The 19,780-nt window shown below is 40.3% G+C and carries 17 protein-coding genes; 13 read left to right on the top strand and 4 right to left on the bottom strand.

What is annotated here, in order from left to right; genetic code table 11:
• The first annotated feature begins 255 nt into the window (after window positions 1-255).
• A complete protein-coding gene (gene malQ / locus ODU45_RS06480) occupies window positions 256-1,764 on the top strand; it encodes a 4-alpha-glucanotransferase (RefSeq protein ID WP_011922661.1) in 1,509 nt (502 codons plus the stop codon).
• Entirely contained in the window at window positions 1,757-4,021 is a 2,265-nt protein-coding gene (gene glgP, locus ODU45_RS06485; RefSeq protein ID WP_105121089.1) for a glycogen/starch/alpha-glucan family phosphorylase, read from the top strand. The genes malQ and glgP overlap by 8 nt, the downstream gene beginning before the upstream one ends.
• 229 nt (window positions 4,022-4,250) lie before the next feature.
• On the opposite strand, the gene ODU45_RS06490 is transcribed toward glgP, so the two are convergent.
• Window positions 4,251-4,958: a UTRA domain-containing protein gene (locus tag ODU45_RS06490; protein ID WP_029186820.1), complete on the bottom strand. Its 708-nt coding sequence runs from the start codon at window positions 4,956-4,958 to the stop codon at window positions 4,251-4,253.
• A 198-nt stretch (window positions 4,959-5,156) separates the two neighbouring features.
• On the opposite strand from ODU45_RS06490, the gene ODU45_RS06495 reads away from it, so the two are divergent.
• From ODU45_RS06495 to ODU45_RS06545, 11 genes are all read left to right on the top strand, one after another.
• The gene (locus ODU45_RS06495) at window positions 5,157-5,948 is read left to right on the top strand and encodes an endonuclease/exonuclease/phosphatase family protein (RefSeq protein ID WP_398580995.1); all 792 of its coding nucleotides are present in this window, start codon (window positions 5,157-5,159) and stop codon (window positions 5,946-5,948) included.
• Window positions 5,949-5,981: 33 nt separating this feature from the next.
• On the top strand, window positions 5,982-8,150 hold the full coding sequence (locus ODU45_RS06500) for a PTS transporter subunit IIBC (protein WP_398580996.1): 2,169 nt from the start codon (window positions 5,982-5,984) through the stop codon (window positions 8,148-8,150).
• Between the two features lie 109 nt (window positions 8,151-8,259).
• A complete protein-coding gene (locus ODU45_RS06505) occupies window positions 8,260-8,976 on the top strand; it encodes a YebC/PmpR family DNA-binding transcriptional regulator (protein WP_004194195.1) in 717 nt (238 codons plus the stop codon).
• Between the two features lie 304 nt (window positions 8,977-9,280).
• On the top strand, window positions 9,281-10,129 hold the full coding sequence (locus ODU45_RS06510; protein WP_398580997.1) for an S-adenosyl-l-methionine hydroxide adenosyltransferase family protein: 849 nt from the start codon (window positions 9,281-9,283) through the stop codon (window positions 10,127-10,129).
• 20 nt (window positions 10,130-10,149) lie between these two features.
• Window positions 10,150-10,695, top strand: a complete 546-nt coding sequence (locus ODU45_RS06515) for an ECF-type riboflavin transporter substrate-binding protein (RefSeq protein WP_398580998.1) — start codon at window positions 10,150-10,152, stop codon at window positions 10,693-10,695.
• A gap of 106 nt (window positions 10,696-10,801) precedes the next feature.
• Window positions 10,802-11,722, top strand: coding sequence for a hypothetical protein (locus ODU45_RS06520; protein WP_398580999.1), 921 nt, complete (start codon window positions 10,802-10,804; stop codon window positions 11,720-11,722).
• 210 nt (window positions 11,723-11,932) lie between these two features.
• Window positions 11,933-12,916 carry a rhodanese-related sulfurtransferase gene (locus ODU45_RS06525; protein ID WP_023369456.1) on the top strand — a complete coding sequence of 328 codons (984 nt, stop codon included), beginning with the start codon at window positions 11,933-11,935 and terminating at the stop codon, window positions 12,914-12,916.
• A 119-nt stretch (window positions 12,917-13,035) separates the two neighbouring features.
• Complete coding sequence (locus ODU45_RS06530) at window positions 13,036-13,188, top strand: hypothetical protein (protein ID WP_398581000.1); 153 nt, start codon at window positions 13,036-13,038, stop codon at window positions 13,186-13,188.
• 117 nt (window positions 13,189-13,305) lie between these two features.
• A complete protein-coding gene (locus ODU45_RS06535) occupies window positions 13,306-14,979 on the top strand; it encodes an ABC transporter ATP-binding protein (RefSeq protein WP_398581001.1) in 1,674 nt (557 codons plus the stop codon).
• Entirely contained in the window at window positions 14,976-15,809 is an 834-nt protein-coding gene (locus tag ODU45_RS06540; RefSeq protein ID WP_136671963.1) for an energy-coupling factor transporter transmembrane protein EcfT, read from the top strand. Before ODU45_RS06535 ends, ODU45_RS06540 begins: the two co-directional genes overlap by 4 nt.
• 159 nt (window positions 15,810-15,968) lie before the next feature.
• On the top strand, window positions 15,969-16,172 hold the full coding sequence (locus ODU45_RS06545) for a cold-shock protein (protein WP_004195223.1): 204 nt from the start codon (window positions 15,969-15,971) through the stop codon (window positions 16,170-16,172).
• 41 nt (window positions 16,173-16,213) lie between these two features.
• Here the strand turns inward: ODU45_RS06545 and rsmG are convergent, their stop codons facing one another.
• The 3 genes from rsmG to recU are packed head-to-tail and all read right to left on the bottom strand — an operon-like array spanning window position 16,214 to window position 19,758.
• Window positions 16,214-16,927, bottom strand: a complete 714-nt coding sequence (gene rsmG, locus ODU45_RS06550; RefSeq protein WP_136671951.1) for a 16S rRNA (guanine(527)-N(7))-methyltransferase RsmG — start codon at window positions 16,925-16,927, stop codon at window positions 16,214-16,216.
• Between the two features lie 58 nt (window positions 16,928-16,985).
• Window positions 16,986-19,160, bottom strand: coding sequence for a penicillin-binding protein PBP1A (gene pbp1a, locus ODU45_RS06555; RefSeq protein ID WP_169051116.1), 2,175 nt, complete (start codon window positions 19,158-19,160; stop codon window positions 16,986-16,988).
• On the bottom strand, window positions 19,141-19,758 hold the full coding sequence (gene recU / locus ODU45_RS06560; protein ID WP_004194173.1) for a Holliday junction resolvase RecU: 618 nt from the start codon (window positions 19,756-19,758) through the stop codon (window positions 19,141-19,143). The genes pbp1a and recU overlap by 20 nt, the downstream gene beginning before the upstream one ends.
• Between the last annotated feature and the right edge of the window lie 22 nt (window positions 19,759-19,780).

Raw genomic sequence — 19,780 nt, forward strand, 5'->3', positions numbered from 1 at the left:
TAGCCCATGATAATAGAAACAAAAGGAAAAACACAAATAGTTCGGCTGGATTTCATCAAAATCAGCTTGAATCTATCTGTGTTTTTTATTTACTGGCTAGTTTTTGCTCAGCCTCTTTTCTTTTTTGTTATTCGCTAACAAATGCTATAAAATAGGCTTTCTAGAGCACATTAAAACTTTTTTCATAAAATCCTTGACAAGTGCAAACGTTTGCGTTAAACTATATTCGTAACCGACAGAAAGGAAAATGTTTTTATGACAAATCGTACCAGTGGAATTTTGATGCATATTACCTCACTTCCAGGTAAGTTTGGTATTGGTACTTTTGGACAGTCTGCCTATGATTTTGTAGATTTCTTGGTGGAAACCAAGCAAACCTACTGGCAGATTTTACCACTAACAACTACAAGCTATGGAGATTCTCCTTACCAGTCTTTCTCTGCTATTGCAGGAAATACACACTTGATAGACTTTGACCTCTTGGTTGAAGATGGCTTGTTGGCAACAGAGGATTTCCAAGATGTAAATTTTGGAGATAATCCTGAAAAAGTAGACTATGCTCTTATCTATCAAGTTCGCCGACCAATTTTGGAGAAGGCAGTTCAAGCATTTTTACAAGATGATAAGAAGAAGGCTGCTTTTCTAGAGTTTGAAAAGGCTAACTCATCTTGGTTGACAGATTATGCGGAGTTCATGGCTATCAAGGAATACTTTGGTAATAAAGCTCTCCAAGAATGGGAAGATAAAAAAGTTGTAGCTCGCAACGAGGAAGCTCTTGATAAGTACCGCTTAGAATTGGCAAATCAAATCGACTACTACAAAGTCACCCAGTATTTCTTCTTCAGCCAATGGAAGCAATTGAAAGAATATGCCAACAAACACCACATCAAAATCATCGGAGACATGCCAATCTATGTTTCTGCTGATAGCGTTGAAGTGTGGACAAAACCCCAACTATTCAAATTAGACAGTGAACGCAAGCCGCTTTATGTAGCAGGTGTACCAGCTGATAACTTCTCGGCAGATGGGCAATTATGGGGAAATCCTATTTACGATTGGCCAGAACATGAAAAAACAGGCTATAACTGGTGGATTTATCGTATCCATGAAAGTTTCAAACTTTATGATGTCCTTCGGATTGACCATTTCAAAGGTTTCTCAGACTTCTGGCAAGTTGATGGTAAGGCAGAGGTGGCAAAAGTTGGAACTTGGGAACCAGGTCCTGGCTACAATCTCTTCAAGGCTGTCAAAGAAACACTTGGAGACCTTCCAATCATTGCAGAAGACCTTGGAAACATTGACGCTAAAGCTCGCAAATTGCTTGCAGATTGTGGCTATCCTGGCATGAAAATCTTAGAATTTGGTTTCTTTGATGTAACAGGTAAGAGTATCGATGCTCCACACCGTTGCATTCCAAATTCAGTTGCCTACACTGGAACTCACGATAATGAGGTTGTCAACGGCTGGTACAACAATCTTGATCCAGAACAACAAGAATACGTGGACGCCTACAGCAACCGTAAGCCGATTGAAAAAGTTAGCCAAGCTATGCTCCGTATGCTGTTTGCAACAGTGAGTGATACAGCTATTGCAACCATGCAAGATGTCCTAGACTTGGGCGAAGAAAGTCGAATGAATATGCCGTCAACTATCGGTGGAAACTGGGAATGGCGCATGAAAGCTGAAGACTTGACCCAAGAACGCAAAGACTTCTTGACAAAAATGACATTACTATACCAACGAGGAAATGAAAACCATGACTAAATTTACAACATTTGCAGAAACAAACACTTCGAAGAAATTAGCTGATTTGACAAATGAAGAAATCTATCTTCAATTGTTAAACTACGTAAAAGAAGCTGCAGCTACAAAACCAAAAAACACAGGAAAACGTAAAGTTTACTATATCTCAGCTGAGTTCCTTATCGGTAAACTCTTGTCAAACAACTTGATCAACTTGGGTGTTTACAAAGACGTTCAAGCAGAATTGGCAGCAGCTGGTAAATCATTGGCTCAAGTTGAAGACGTTGAACCAGAACCATCACTTGGTAACGGTGGTTTGGGACGTCTGGCTTCATGTTTCGTTGATTCGATGTCAACACTTGCTATCAACGGTGAAGGTGTTGGTCTGAACTACCACTGTGGTCTTTTCCGTCAAGTATTTAAGAAAAATGAGCAAGAAGCAGAGCCAAACTTCTGGATTGAAAATGATTCTTGGTTGATTCCAACAACTATCAGCTATGATGTTCCATTCAAAAACTTCACTTTGAAATCAAAATTGGATCGTCTTGATATTCTTGGCTATAAAAAAGAGACTAAGAACTACCTCAATTTGTTTGATATTGAGTCAGTAAACTATGACTTGATTACAGACGGTATTTCATTTGACAAGACTGATATTAAAGAAAACTTGACACTCTTCTTGTACCCAGATGATTCTGATAAGAATGGTGAATTGCTCCGTATCTACCAACAATACTTCATGGTATCAAATGCTGCTCAACTTTTGATTGATGAAGCAATTGAGCGCGGTTCAAACTTGCATGACTTGGCTGACTACGCTTATGTGCAAATCAACGATACTCACCCATCAATGGTGATTCCTGAGTTGATCCGTCTTTTGACTGAAAAACATGGTATTGAATTTGCGGAAGCAGTTGCCATCGTTAAGAATATGACTGGTTACACAAACCACACTATCTTAGCGGAAGCGCTTGAAAAATGGCCACTTGAGTTCCTTGAAGAAGTGGTGCCGCACTTGGTTGATATTATCAAAGAATTGGATGCCCTTATTCGTGCAGAAATTAAAGACCCAGCAGTCCAAATCATTGATGAATCAGGTCGTGTACACATGGCTCACATGGATATCCACTTCTCTAACTCAGTGAACGGTGTAGCTGCGCTTCACACAGAAATCCTCAAAAACTCTGAATTGAAAGCTTTCTACGAGCTTTACCCAGAAAAATTCAACAATAAAACAAACGGTATCACTTTCCGCCGTTGGTTGGAATTTGCCAACCAAGACCTCGCTGACTATATCAAAGAATTGATTGGCGATGAATACTTGACAGATGCTACTAAACTTGAAAAATTGCTTGCCTTTGCTGATGACAAGGAAGTTCATGCTAAGTTGGCTGAAATCAAGTTCAACAATAAGTTGGCTCTCAAACGTTACCTTAAAGACAATAAAGGTATCGAGCTGGATGAAAATTCTATTATTGATACACAAATCAAACGTTTCCACGAGTACAAACGCCAACAAATGAATGCCTTGTATGTTATCCATAAATACCTTGAAATCAAGAATGGTAACCTTCCAAAACGTAAAATCACTGTTATCTTCGGTGGTAAAGCGGCACCTGCCTACATCATTGCACAAGACATCATTCATTTGATTCTTTGCTTGTCAGAGTTGATCAACAATGACCCAGAAGTAAATAAATACCTCAATGTTCACTTGGTAGAAAACTACAATGTGACAGTTGCTGAGAAACTCATCCCTGCGACAGATATTTCAGAACAAATCTCATTGGCTTCTAAAGAAGCGTCAGGTACTGGTAACATGAAATTCATGTTGAACGGTGCATTGACACTTGGTACCATGGACGGTGCAAACGTTGAGATTGCTGAGTTGGCTGGTATGGACAACATCTATACATTTGGTAAAGATTCAGATACCATCATCGACTTGTACGATAAGGCTGGATATGTATCTGCTGACTACTACAATGGCGATGCTAATATCAAACGTGCAGTTGACTTTATAGTAAGCGATGAAGTGAAGGCGCTTGGTAACGAAGAACGTCTTGCACGCTTGCACCATGAATTGATTTCGAAAGACTGGTTCATGACCTTGATTGACTTGGCTGAATACATCGAAGTAAAAGAACAAGTCTTTGCAGATTACGAAGATCAAGATTCATGGAACAAGAAAGTTGTTCACAACATTGCTAAAGCTGGATTCTTCTCATCTGACCGTACCATTGAACAGTACAACCAAGACATCTGGCACAGTAACTAATTGAATTCCAACAATTAGTAGGAAAATTGATTGAACCACTCCAAAACTTATCAGATCAATTCTTCCTATGTGTTGAAGAATAAAAAACTACCAGTTTTTACCATTATTGGTGCTCTCCTTAGTATATAAATGCAAAGAATGTCTCTGCAAAAAAGCGGAGACATTCTTTTTATAACTATAAAATTCTAGAAGTTTTGTACACTTGGTCGAAAAAATCGAAAGCTTCCTTTTACCGTTTCGCCATTGAGACAAAGCTAACTTTGTCTGGACGGTAGCTAATGGTCCCATACTGGAAAGCTTGACCATTTGAAAGATAGGTGATACTAGTGACCACGACGACCATGTCATAGTCTCCTAAGTCCATTAATTGTTTTTCTTCTTCGTTTGCAAAACGGAAGGAGATTTCACGTCTGGAATGAGAAATTGTTAAATGGAGTTCTTCTTCTAAGTAGCGGTAAATAGAGCTTTCGGCAATTTCTTTGCTAAGATAAGGGACGACCCTACGGTCGAAATAGGAAATGTCATATTCTAACCGCTCACCGTCAATTGTCCGTACCCGACTCACTCGATAGAAATCTACCTTATCATCAACTTCGAAAGTTGACATTAAATCTTCTTGGCCTTGAATAATATAAAGCGAAGTAAGTTGGGTCTGAATTTGGTGCTGTGATTTTTTGTTCAATTCGCCCGCTGTTTTTATTTCAGAAAGATACTGGTCCTTCATTAGACCGTGTTCGATAACAATAGAAGATTTCCCCTGTTTCTTTTGAATATAACCATCCATTTCAAGAAGAGATAGTGCTTTGCGAATGGTGTCCTTGGAGTAGGAATACACTTCCATTAATTCATTTTCTGTCGGTAGGGCCTGTCCAGTTGACCAAACCTGCTCTTCAATTTTTTTCTTAATATCTTGATAAACTTTTTTATACTTACTCATAGTTTCCTGTCTTTCTACCCATTAGTGTATCATAAAAGAGCCAGAAAGGGGCAATACATCTATTTTATTTAGTAGAATACACAACTTTTACGTAAAAGTTTAAAATATTACGGAAAAGCTATTGACTAATGCAAACGTTTACGTTATACTATTCCTATAAAAGAAAACGGTTACGCATTTTCAGAGAGAGGGGGAGCAATGAAATTACTAACAATTAATGTCCATGCCTGGTTAGAAGAAAGGCAGGATGAAAAACTAGATGTTTTAGCCCAAACAATAGCTGAAAAGGCTTATGATGTCATCGCTCTTCAAGAAGTCAATCAGCTCATAACTGCTGATTTGGTAGCGAAAGACTTGAAGGCGGATAATTATGGCTTGATTTTATTAGAAAAATTAAGAGCCTTGGGACAATTTGACTATTCATATTATTGGAGCAACTCACATATCGGCTACGATAAGTACGAAGAAGGGATTGCCTTTCTTACCAAGTTGCCAGTTTATGAAGTGGATCCATTTTATTGTAGTCAGAATAAATCTGTTGATTCCATCCTATCACGAAAAATTATGGGCTTGACGGTCTTCTATCAAGACCAGTTGATCGACCTGTATTCTTGTCACATCAATCTTCCAGGGAGTGAAGAGGAAGACCAGCTTGATAACATTCGTACGATTGTGGAACGGACTGGCAATAGACGTTTTAAGATTCTTATGGGAGATTTTAATACCGATGCCTTCTCAGATCGAGAGGCCTACGAAGCGATTACAGAGCTTGGGCTTTATGATTCATACAATCTAGCGATGGAAAAAGACCAGGGGATTACGGTTGAAAAGGCTATCGATGGCTGGGCTGGTCACAGTCAGGAAAAACGATTGGATTACATTTTCTTAAATCAGAAAAAGGAAGTTTTATCCAGCTTAGTGATTTTCAATGGAGAGAATCGTCCGATTATTTCAGACCATTTTGGTGTGGAAGTTGAAATTAATGTATAAAATGGCACAGAGCCAAAAAATAAAGGAGAAAAAATGAAAAAATTTCTTAGTTTCGAATTTTGGCAAAAATTCGGTAAGTGTTTAATGGTCGTGATTGCAGTTATGCCTGCAGCAGGTCTTATGGTTTCTATCGGAAACTCTATTCCGTTAATCAGCCCAGAATCAGAACTCTTGATTCGTATTGGGAATATTATTGCCCAAATCGGTTGGGGGATTATCGGAAACCTTCACTTGCTCTTTGCCTTGGCTATCGGTGGTAGCTGGGCTAAGGAAAAAGCTGGCGGTGCCTTCTCGGCAGGTCTTGCTTTTATCTTGATTAACTTGATTACTGGCCACTTCTTTGGTGTGACGACTGACATGCTTGCAGATGCGGCGGCAACCGTAACCACTGTTTTTGGAACAGAGATTCCAGTTTCAGGCTACTTCGTCAATATCTTGGGTCAACCTGCTTTGAACATGGGTGTCTTCGTTGGTATCATCGCTGGTTTTGTAGGGGCAACAACCTATAACAAATACTACAATTACCGCAAATTACCTGATGTTTTGACCTTCTTTAACGGTAAACGCTTCGTACCATTTGTGGTTATCTATCGCTCAGTTCTTGTAGCGCTAGGATTAGCTATCTTTTGGCCGGTTGTTCAAACAGGAATCAACAGCTTTGGTAAATGGATTGCAAGCTCACAGGATACAGCACCAATTCTTGCACCTTTTGTTTATGGTACCTTGGAACGTTTGCTTCTTCCATTTGGTTTGCACCACATGTTGACCATTCCAATGAACTATACTTCACTTGGTGGTACCTATGAGATCTTAACAGGTGCACAAGCAGGTACACAAGTATTTGGACAAGATCCGCTCTGGTTGGCTTGGATTACAGACTTGATCAACCTCAAAGACGCTGGTGATATGGCTCAGTACAATGACCTTCTTGCAAACATTACTCCAGCCCGTTTCAAAGTTGGTCAAATGATTGGTTCATCAGGGATTTTGATGGGATTGACTTACGCTATGTACCGCAATGTGGATGAAGATAAAAAACATAAGTACAAAGGTATGTTTATTTCTTCAGCACTTGCCGTCTTCTTGACAGGTGTAACAGAACCAATTGAGTTTATGTTCATGTTTGCAGCAATGCCACTCTATGTCGTTTATGCTTTTGTACAAGGTGCGGCTTTTGCCATGGCTGACGTTGTCAACTTGCGTATGCACTCATTTGGTAATATCGAATTCCTTACACGTACACCGATGGCGATTAAAGCTGGTATCGGTATGGATGTTATTAACTTTATCTGGGTAACAGCCCTCTTTGCGGTTGGTATGTACTTCATTGCCAACTTTATGATTAAGAAATTCAACCTAGCAACAGCTGGACGCAATGGTAACTATGATACAGAAACAACGGATGTGGTTTCAAACTCAAACGTAGATACTGCGGATGCCAATTCACAAGTAGTTCAAATCATCAACTTGCTTGGTGGTCGTGATAATATCGCAGATGTGGATGCTTGTATGACTCGCCTTCGAGTTAGTGTTAAAGATGTGGCACAGGTTGGAGATGAAAATGCTTGGAAACAGGCTGGTGCTATGGGCTTGATTATCAAAGACTCAGGTGTTCAAGCAGTCTATGGACCAAAAGCAGATGTTCTCAAATCAGACATTCAAGACTTGCTAGAATCTGGCGTAGCTATTCCTCGTACGGAAATTGTTGCGACAGAAGAAGTTGCTCCTGAGACTCAGTTCAAAGGTGTGACGGAGACAGTTTACTCTGTCGCTGAAGGGCAAGCTATTGCCATTACAGAAGTAAAAGACCCAGTCTTCTCACAAAAAATGATGGGTGACGGTTATGCAGTTGAGCCTAGCTCCGGCAATGTCTACGCACCAGTTTCAGGTATTGTAACTAGTGTCTTCCCAACCAAACACGCTGTTGGTATTTTGTCTGACAAGGGTGTAGAAGTCTTGGTGCACGTCGGCCTAGATACGGTTGCGCTAAACGGTGCTCCATTCTCAGCTAAGGTAACAGATGGCCAACGTGTGGAAGCAGGTGACTTGCTCCTTGTTGCAGACCTTGAAGCTATTCACTCAGCAGGACGCGAAACAACCATCGTCGTTGCCTTCACAAACACAGCAGAAATCAAATCTGTCAGCCTTGAAAATCTTGGACAGGTCAGTCAAGATAGCCAAGTTGCGACAGTTGAGTTGTAAAAAGTAAAAGACAAGTTCATCAGAGCTTGTCTTTTACCTTTAAAAATCTTCTCAATCCTTTCCATTTATGGTATAATAAAGCGATTTTATAAAATGTAGGAGGTTCCCCATGGGACGTAAATGGGCCAATATTGTAGCCAAGAAAACCGCAAAAGACGGTGCTAACTCAAAAGTTTACGCCAAATTTGGTGTTGAAATCTATGTAGCAGCGAAAAAGGGTGACCCAGATCCAGAAACAAACTCAGCGCTGAAATTTGTTATCGACCGTGCTAAGCAAGCGCAGGTTCCAAAACACATCATTGATAAAGCCATTGACAAGGCAAAAGGAAATACAGACGAAACCTTCGTGGAAGGTCGTTACGAAGGCTTTGGACCAAATGGTTCTATGATTATCGTTGATACTTTGACATCAAACGTAAACCGTACCGCAGCCAATGTTCGCTCTGCCTTTGGTAAAAACGGTGGAAACATGGGTGCATCTGGTTCCGTATCATTCATGTTTGATAAAAAAGGTGTGGTTGTATTTGCAGGTGATGATGCAGATGCCATCTTCGAATTGCTCCTTGAAGCAGATGTCGAAGTCGATGATGTAGAAGCAGAAGACGGCACAATCACTGTCTACACAGCCCCAACTGATCTGCACAAGGCCATCGTGGCACTCAAAGAATCAGGAATCCAAGAGTTCAACGTCACTGAACTTGAAATGATCCCGCAATCAGAAGTATCACTTGAAGGCGATGACCTCGCAACATTTGAAAAACTCTACGACGCCCTCGAAGACGACGAAGACGTCCAAAAAATCTACACGAATGTAGATGGCTTCTAATAAAAATGACTGTCCGGGAGACAGTCATTTTTATTAGAAGGTTGGAGATTGGAACTGCCGGTAGGCAGTTTTCTTTGTATCGAATTGCTCAAAGACGATAGTTGGTTGGAACTAGAGAGTGGAGGATTTTATCTTAAGTTCGAAGAAGGTACGATGGGAAAATTTGCGGAGTTTTCGGTGGCTGATAGTAGAGTGCTTGACAGATGAGGTATAAGGAAAAACTATAGCCAGGCTTTGGAAATATCTATTTGAATGGTCACGGGTTTTCTGTTATCATAGAACGGTAATAAGATTAGGAGAATGTATGTCAAATAATTTACTTGTTTTACAATCAGATTTTGGTTTAGTTGATGGTGCAGTTTCAGCGATGATTGGTGTTGCTCTCCAAGAATCGAGAGATTTAGTTGTTCACCATCTAACTCATGATATTACTCCGTACAATATCTTTGAAGGTTCTTATCGCCTCTTTCAAACGGTCGAATACTGGCCGGAGGGGACAACATTTGTTTCGGTTGTTGATCCAGGAGTTGGTTCAAAACGTAAGAGTGTAGTAGCTTTGACCGAACAAAATCACTATATTGTAACGCCAGATAATGGGACGCTATCCTTCATCAAAAAATATGTGGGGATAAAGGCGGTTCGAGAAATTTCAGAGGTGGCCAATCGCCGTGCCAATACAGAATATTCGTACACCTTCCATGGTCGAGATGTTTATGCCTATACGGGAGCTAAATTGGCTTCTGGACACATTAGCTTTGAAGAAGTTGGTCCAGAATTAAGCGTGGATAAGATTGTGGAAATTCCAACAGTCCCAACGGAAGTTGGTTCAGATTATGTAAAAGGCGCAATTGATATTCTAGATGTTCGATTCGGCTCGCTTTGGACCTCGATTACGAGGGAAGAATTTTACACCTTGCAACCGCAGTTTGAAGATCGCTTTGAAGTGACCATATACAATAACGACATGCTTGTGTATCAAAACCAAGTAACCTATGGCAAGTCCTTTGCGGATGTACGTATCGGACAGCCATTGATTTATATCAATTCCCTCTATCGTGTAGGTGTTGCGATTAATCAGGGCTCATTTGCCAAGGCTTATAATGTCGGTGTAGGTCAAAACTGGCATATTGAAATCAAACGTATTAGTAATTAAAGAAATTTTAGGAGATAGTTATGAAAAATAATTCAATCAAAACAGTCGTTGCTACTGGTATCGGCGCAGCCCTCTTTGTGGTTATTGGTCATTTAATCAATATCCCAACCTTTGTCCCAAATACTTCTATCCAGCTTCAATACGCTGTTCAATCGCTATTGGCAGTTGTATTTGGTCCTGTGGTTGGCTTCTTGGTCGGTTTCATTGGGCACACGCTTAAGGATTCGTTGACTTACGGTCCATGGTGGTCATGGATTTTGGCATCAGGGGTCTTTGGTTTGGTTGTTGGTCTTACCAAAAAACGTCTGCGTATTCAAGAAGGGATTTTTGAAGGGAAAGATATTCTTTTCTTTAACCTTGTTCAGATTGCAGCGAATGTGCTTGCTTGGGGAATCATTGCCCCAGTTTTAGATATTCTTATCTACAGTGAGGCGGCGAATAAGGTCTTTGCACAGGGACTTGTAGCAGGTATTGTAAACAGTATTACGGTTGCTATTGCAGGGACACTCCTTTTGGCTGTTTATGCAAAATCTCAAACGAAGACAGGTAGCTTGTCTAAAGATTAAGTTTTTATTTTCCCTAGAAAAAATTCTAGGGTTTTTTAATACAAAAAAATACATATATGATATAATAATATAAAACAAACAAAAACATGTGTTCAAGGGGAGAAGTATGGTCTGGATAGAAGAAAAGTTGGGACCGATTATTCATTCTATACTCAATCCTGACGAGGAAGTTTTAAGTCTTTATCAATCGAAAACGACGAAATCAATTTATGGATGCATTCTTTGGAATAGTTATTATTATAAGGTTTTCCGAGTTAGTAACCACTCATCACAATCTACATATAAACAGCCAACTTTTTATGATTTCCATGGCGAATTTTATATGAAGGGAGCGATTCGGACCTACCTTTACCACACGAACAGCTGGTATGAACTTAGTAAACAAGGCTACTACCTTCTTCTCTTCTTTCAAAAGTTATGGGATGAAAAGCAAGAGGTGGAGGCGAGTTGGCAAAATGGTAGGATGCAGATTCGCTTAGTGGTTGAAGAAGAGGGGTGGCAAGTCCATTACCGTTTTCCAGATCATCAGGCAAGGGAGGTTGAACGCCTATTGGCCTCAGGCATGCTGGTGGCCGTTCGCTCCTCCAGAAATTTTATCAAGATACGGACGAGTCGTTTTGTTGCACCGTATATAGCTCTAATCAAACAGCGTCAACTTTATCGAAAAAAGCCGAGTAAAGCTATGCTCCAGTGGGAAAAATATCAAAGTCAACTTATTGAAATCCAAAGGACCTATCGGCTAGTGGAGGAAAGTGCTCCGCAAACTTTTTTTGGACACTGGTTGAATAAGGTCCAACTCTATCTCTGCTCTGCTATTGCCAGCTATTGGGAAGAAGTTATTAAAGGAGTGGAGTGGCAGGAGGCAAGAGAAATCAAAGAGCAAAGGAAAATCGAGAAGCCACATAATCCTATTGAAGATAAATGGAAGGAAAATATTGCTAGACGCCATAAGCGAAAAGTGGACCAACTTATCGGACATGATACCTTGGAAAAACTCCGACAGCTGAAAATAGAATTAGACGACTAAGAAGTTATAGCGAACCTTCAATAAATGCGGTAGCATGTCATCCATGTTACCGTATTTTTTACATATAAGCACTGAACCTGCGAATAGAGGTTCTAAATTTTCAGTTCAGATTTTTGTCTTTTGAGGGGCTAAACGATATAATCGTAAGGTATCATTTATTAGAAATGACAGAGTTTTATCATCTATTGCAAAGATTGAGAAGGAGAAATCATGTCAAAAGACATTCGTGTATTACTTTATTATAAATATGTCCCAATTGAAAATGCGGAAGCCTATGCTGCTGAGCATCTAGCTTTCTGTAAGTCTATCGGACTCAAAGGACGTATTTTGATTGCTGATGAGGGAATCAACGGTACTGTTTCTGGTGACTATGAAACAACTCAAAAGTACATGGACTACGTTCATGCAAACCCATTGTTCAGCGATTTGTGGTTTAAGATTGATGAAGAAAATGAGCAAGCTTTCAAGAAAATGTTTGTTCGTTATAAAAAAGAAATTGTTCACCTTGGTTTGGAAGACAACGACTTTGACAATGATATTGACCCACTTGTAACAACAGGTGCCTACTTGTCACCAAAAGAGTTCAAAGAAGCTCTCTTGGACGAAGATACAGTTGTTTTGGATACACGTAATGACTACGAGTACGACCTTGGGCATTTCCGTGGTGCCATCCGCCCAGACATCCGCAACTTCCGTGAATTGCCACAATGGGTCCGTGATAACAAAGAGAAATTCATGGACAAGCGCGTAGTTGTTTACTGTACTGGTGGTGTTCGCTGTGAGAAATTCTCAGGCTGGATGGTTCGTGAAGGCTACAAGGATGTCGGCCAGCTCCACGGTGGTATCGCAACCTATGGTAAAGACCCAGAAGTTCGTGGCGAATTGTGGGATGGTAAGATGTATGTCTTTGACGAGCGTATCGCGGTCGATGTTAACCATGTTAACCCAGTTGTCGTTGGTAAGGACTGGTTCGATGGCACACCATGTGAGCGCTATGTCAACTGTGGCAATCCATTCTGTAACCGTCGTATTTTGACATCAGAAGAGAATGAGCACAAGTATGTTCGCGGCTGTTCAGCTGAATGCCGTGCTCATGAGCGCAACCGTTACATTTCTGAAAACGGATTGACTCGTCAAGAATGGGCAGAACGCTTGGAAGCGATTGGGGAGACTCTGACTCCAGCAAATGCTTAGTAATACCAAAATTGCATTGAAAAGTCAGTGCAATTTTTTTGTGCAATCAGAATTCTTTATATTTTTTCAGTCCATTCTATACGAAGCCTATCAATTAGAAAAGAGAAGGAGATGAAGTCTTGATTTCGCTTAATGTGGCGAGTAGGGAAGAAGTGGATAGACTTATCGAGCGTGTTGAAGTAAATGGTGGACCAATTACAGATCGCTCGACAGATGCCACGGCTTTTATGGAGCAAGTTTTACGGGCCTTGATGGGCATCATTTTAATGTGATTGTGAGGTAAGAAGGTAGAATTCATCTGCTCTAGAATCATGGATGAAGGTATTTGAAAAGGGAGAAACTGATGATTCTTCCTTTTTTTCAGAGTCAATTTACGCTATAATAGTCCTATGAAAAAAATCATTGAGTTTAAAGATTTTACATTTAGATACCAAGCGCAACAGGAACCCACTTTAAAAGATATTCAGTTAACGATTTATCAGGGAGAGAAAGTTCTGATTATTGGCCCATCTGGTTCAGGAAAGTCGACGATTGGACAATGTCTTAATGGTATTATTCCCAATATTTACAAGGGAGAACATAGCGGAAGTTTACTATTGGATGGTCAGGAAGCTTTTAATCTTTCAGTTTATGATAAGTCCTTGCTCGTATCAACGGTTCTTCAAGATACAGATGGTCAATTCATTGGCTTATCAGTTGCCGAGGACCTAGCATTTGCCTTGGAAAACGACATGGAAAGCCAGGGGGTGATGAAGCAAAAAGTAGGGGATTGGGCAGAAAGACTGTCTTTGACCGATTTGCTGGCACATCGACCACAAGATTTATCTGGAGGTCAAAAGCAACGAGTCAGTCTGGGCGGGGTTCTTATTGATGAGAGTCCTATTTTGTTGTTTGATGAGCCACTTGCTAATTTAGATCCCAAATCGGGCCAAGATACGATTGATTTGATTGACCGTCTGCACAAGCAAGAAGGGGCCACAACCATTATTATCGAACACCGTTTAGAGGATGTACTGTATCGTCAGGTGGACCGAGTTGTATTGATTAATGACGGTCGGATTTTGTTCAATGGAGGACCTGATGATTTATTACGTACCTCATTGTTACAGGAAAACGGCATCCGTGAACCCTTATATCTATCGACTCTTCGCGCCTTAGGATATCCGATTGCGCAGGCAGAACACCTCTCCTCAGTTTGGGAAATTGATATTGAGGCTTTGAATATAGCGTCCCTACCGACTCTACACTTTGAAAATGGAGAGAAAGAGGCTTTGTTAGAAGTCAAGCATCTTCATTTTTCCTATCCTAACAAACAAGTTCTTACAGACATTCAACTGACGATTCATAAGGGGGAACGTCTAGCTATTGTTGGAAAAAATGGTGCTGGGAAATCTACTTTAGCCAAGGTGCTTTGTGGTTTTATTCAGGGTGAGGGTGAGATTCTCTGGAAGGGACAGTCAATCAAAGAAGATTCTGTTAAAGAGCGAGCAGAACGGATTGGTTATGTTCTTCAGAATCCCAACCAAATGATTAGCCAAACGATGATCTTTGATGAGGTTGCCCTTGGTTTGCGCATGCGAGGGGTGACAGAAGAAGAAATCAAACACCGAGTTCACCATATTTTGAAAGTATGTGGCCTGTATCCGTTTCGTAATTGGCCGATTTCGGCACTTTCGTATGGGCAGAAAAAACGGGTAACGATAGCATCTATCTTGGTTCTCAATCCAGAAATTATTTTGCTAGATGAGCCAACAGCAGGACAAGATCAACGACATTATCGGGAAATGATGGAGTTTTTGGATCAATTAAATGCTCAAGGGCACACCGTTGTCATGATTACCCATGACATGCAACTCATGCTAGATTATTCAGATAGAGCTGTTGTTGTGGTGGATGGGCAGATTATTGAAGATGCCAGTCCAGCAGAAATTTTATCTGATGATACGGTGATTGAGCGAGCCAATTTAAAAGAAACATCAATTTTTCACTTGGCGGAGAGGTTGGGAGTTAATCCCTTAGAATTAACTACGTTTTATATGCAGGAAGAAAGGAGAGGAAGATGAGTCGACAAAAACTAATTGGTTACCATCCAGGAACTGGCTTTATTCATAGTTTATCGGCTGTCAGTAAATTACTCTTTTTTCTCATAGTTTCCATTCTTGCTATGATTACTTACGATACCCGCTTGGTTCTTTTTATCGCAGTATTTTCTCTAGCCTTGTTCAAAATGTCAGGGATTCGTTATAAAGAAATCTCTCTTGTTTTAATTCTGACGATCATTTTTGCTGCAATGAATGCCCTGATGGTTCACTTGTTTGCACCACGGTATGGAGTGGAACTTTACGGAGCAGATACTCCCTTGCTATCAGGTCTGGGAGTTTATTCCTTGACGAGTCAGCAAGCATTTTATCTGGTAAATCTTCTCTTGAAGTATTTTTGTACAGTTCCTTTAGCGATTATCTTTCTCATGACAACTCATCCTAGCCAGTTTGCTTCCAGCTTGAATCAAATTGGGGTATCCTACAAAGTTGCTTACGCAGTCAGTTTGACCATGAGGTATATTCCAGATATTCAAGAAGAGTTTTATACGATTCGAATGTCTCAAGAAGCGCGTGGTTTGGAATTGTCCAGGAAAGGAAAATTGATGGAGCGTATAAAAGGGAATCTATCCCTTGTCATTCCTCTGATTTTCAGCTCCATGGAGAGGATTGATACGATTTCAACGGCTATGGAATTGCGGCGTTTTGGAAAGAATAAAAAAAGAACATGGTATACCCAACAGCCTCTACAGAGAATAGATTACGCAGTCTTGCTATTTATTCTTGCTCTAGTAGTCGTGACAATCTATCTATTTTTTGTTAATCAGGGTCGATTCTATAATCCGTGGCGATGATTATTGAGTTTATTGGGCCGATCAACCCTTTATCGTTGACATATAGGAAATATACTGTTACAGTAGGGAGTGTAAATAAGTTTAGAGTTTAAGTATCAGTTTCATCTTTTGTTTTTCCTCTTGATAAATTTTACAAATAAATAAAAAGAGGTAACACAAATGGTACAAGGTACAGTTAAATGGTTTAATGCAGAAAAGGGATTTGGTTTTATTGCTCAAGAAAACGGTCCAGATGTATTTGCACACTTTTCTGAAATTCAGTCTAATGGTTTTAAATCTTTGGAAGATGGTCAAAAAGTGACATTTGAAGTGGAGCAAGGCCAACGTGGTCTTCAAGCAACCAATATTACCAAAATTGGATAATAAAAGAGCGGGTTTCTTAGTGAAACTCGCTTTTCTTATGTTTAAAGGGGTCTTTTATTTGGCATACCAGCTTTGCGTGGAAACTTATTTGGAGTTTCCTTTTTCTTTTCGACGATAGTTAGTGTTCGAGGGTCGCCATTTGGAAGAGTATAGTCGTGGTTTTCGATGACTTTTGCGAAGAGGAGATTGAGTGCGTTTTTTGCCTGGGTCAATTCATCTTCTGCGCTGGACGCCTTGAGTGCGATTAATTTTCCGTTGAGCTTCAAATAAGGGATAGTCAATTCAGAAAGAATCTGCATGCGGGCAACTGCGCGTGCTGTGACAAGGTCAAATTGTGCACGGAAGCTCTTATCTTGTGCAAAGTCTTCTGCACGGCCATGATAGAAATGAACATCTTCGAGCTCTAGTTCTTCGGCAAGCAAATGTAAAAAGTTAATTCGTTTATTAAGAGAATCAATGATGGTAACATCTAGTTGCGGAAAGATAATCTTCATAGGTAGGCTAGGAAATCCAGCTCCAGCTCCAATATCTAAAAGCCGAAGAGGTTCGTTCTGAATATGGCCTTGCAGGATTGGAGCGCTAGAATCGTAGAAATGCTTCAGATAGACTTCGCTTTCTTCGGTAATAGCTGTCAGATTGATTTTCTCATTCCATTCCACCAATAATTGGAAATAGCGATGAAATTGGTGTTTTTGTTGGTCAGTTAATTGAATACCTTGGTCTGCCAAGGTTTTATAAAATACTTCAGGTTTCATAATCTTATCTTATCATAATTTAAGCAAAAGAAAAACCCAGAAGAGTCTGGGAATTTTCTTATTGACCATCTGTCTGTCCCGTTGCGGGATTGTTTCCTGTTGTTGCAGTTTCAGTTGAAGAAGTTGCAGTCTCGGTTGCAGTTCCAGATGATGTTTCGCTTGATGTTGTCGTCGCTTCGGTTGTTTCACTAGTTTCAGTCGAACTTGAAGAACTTGTACTAGAGCTAGTGTACGTGTTATAAGCATTGGAGAGTGAGCGACTACCTCTGAGATAGTAGTTGGAACCGTAACGTACGAGTCCGCTTGGCATCTCCCAATCGGTAGCTGTATAGTCCGAATGCATAAAGAGCATCATATTGTGGTAGACATCCGTCGCAATTCGCATGCTGTTATCAAGGATAGGAGTCATACGATTGGTATATCCGGTCCAAACAGCCATTGCGTACTGACTAGAATATCCAACGAAGTTTTCATCAGGAACGACCATGTAGCTATAATTTGCTTCTGGAATTGAAGCTAGAATAGTATCCGTTTCGCTATCGGTATAGTTTGATGTACCTGTTTTACCGGCCATAGGAACTCCACTAACAGAAGCGTTTAATCCATAACCGTAAGACATGACAGCCTTCATCATATCGGTCATCATGTAGGCTGTTTCGGCAGACATGACTTTGGTCCCTTTAGGAGCATATTCTGTTACTGTTCCATCACTAAAGACAATTTTATTGACATACTGTGGAGCGTAGTAAGTACCACCATTGGCAAAAGCAGCGTAGGCAGCAGCCATTTTTTCACTACTTGCTCCATACTTACTGCTAGTATCGGATGTATTACTTGAAATAGCATTAGAGTAATGAATATCTGGATAATTGATACCAACGCTATTCAAAAATTTCAAGGCATTTTCTAAGCCTGTAGCTTCCAATGCTTTAACGGCTGTAACATTTCGAGAATACTGAATAGCAGTCTTAACAGAGATATTACCATAGTATTGTTTATCCCAGTTATTGACAGGAGTTGGTGTACCAGGATAGTTATAAGGACCGTCTAAGATTAAATCTGCTGTAGATGTATAAATGCCGTTTTCAAAAGCAGGAGCATAGTCTGTGATTGGCTTCATTGTAGAACCGAAGTCGCGGTTGGTTTCAACGGCTTGGTTGGTACCAAATGAGACATTTGTTTCCTGTTTACGACCACCTAATTGCGCAACGACTTTACCATTAGAAACATCCACAACCGTTGAAGCTACCTGTAATAAATCATCTGGATAGCTGACATACATATCTGTATTGTAGATATTCCAAAGTTGCTGCTGGGCGGCAGGATCGACGTTCGTATAGACATCCATCCCTGTTGTCAGCAAGTTGTAACCTGTTTTTGCTTCAACTTCTTCAACGACTTGTTTCAGATAGTTGTCCATATAAGCAGGATAAGCAGCTGCATTAGATAGTGGTTGTAAACCATCTGTTACAGGTGTTAGAACAGCTTGTTCATACTGGGTATTATCAATGTACTTTTCTTCCAGCATCTCAGCCAATACCAAATCGCGACGTGCTTTTGCATCTTCTGGATTGGTATAAGGATCATATTGGTTTGGCGCTTGGGGCATTCCTGCTAAAAGAGCTAATTGAGGAAGAGTCAAATCTTTTAACTCTTTTCCATAAAAAGCAAGAGCAGCAGTCTTCATACCGTAATTACCATTTGACATATACACCTTGTTAATGTAGTAGGTCAAAATCTCTTGTTTGGTATTGCGACGTTCCAATTGAGTAGCCAGCCAAGCCTCTTGAATTTTCCGTTTTAGATTTTGATCTTCTACGGATGTCGAGAAATAAGTCAGCTTGATAAACTGCTGGTCAAGTGTCGAGCCACCCTGCAAATGTCCCCCACTCAGGTTATTAATCAGGGAACCTGCAATACGAATAACGTCAACCCCTCTATGATTGAAGAAGCGTTGGTCTTCGATTGCGACAATCGCATTTACCAAGTCTGTTGGAATTTCTTCAGTCTTGGCACTCGAACGTTTTTCTGCTCCTAAATCTGCAATAAGATTTCCGTTCTTATCATAAATTTTACTTGACACAGTTGCTGTCAAAGATTCTTCTGTCAATTCTGGAGCGCTTTGGATGTAGTAAACAACCAATGCAGCTCCGGCCAGGCAGGCAATGATAGCCCCCGCAAGTAAAATATTTGCAGTGATTAGAAGAGCTTTTTTAATTGTTGTAGTTTTCAAAAGATTCACCACCTAATAGATTTTTTTCAACGATTTCCAGATATGGGATGCTGGGGAAACGTCCCATTTGAATCTCAAAGCCGTATTGTCGAATAAAGGTCAGAGGCATCGACTTACTACCCATGTCTACTTGATAAAATTCGATCAAATGAGTGGCTGGCAAGAGATAGGTTTCTTTTAATGTTGAAAAGTGAAGAAGGACAAAACAAATGCCACCTTGTTTTACAACCTGTTTCATGTGTTCAATCTGATGCGCATGAAAATTTTTCATAGGCATGGATGCTTTTTGGCGTGTCTCTTTCGCTTCAAAATCAATATAATGTCTTTTAAAAACACCAGAGTAGTCTGTGGTAGATGCCTGTCGAAAGTATGCCTCGACAATCTTAGCACGGCTCCGTTTGGGGTAATCAACTTTTACAATTTGCACGGGAGTTGGCTTCTTGTGAATGACAGCAATATCGTGCGCAAGGTAATATTGATTGCTATCGTTGATAGCGGCCTCAAAAGACATTCCGCGATTAGCAAAGTTTACTCGCTGGGATGAAATAGGACTGGTTCTATTGATTTTTTTGGACACCTTATGAGGATAATTGACCATAGAACTCCTTCTTGATAAAATA

This window comes from Streptococcus sp. 2022WUSS135, from assembly GCF_044427045.1.
In the GTDB taxonomy this organism is placed as follows: domain Bacteria; phylum Bacillota; class Bacilli; order Lactobacillales; family Streptococcaceae; genus Streptococcus; species Streptococcus hashimotonensis.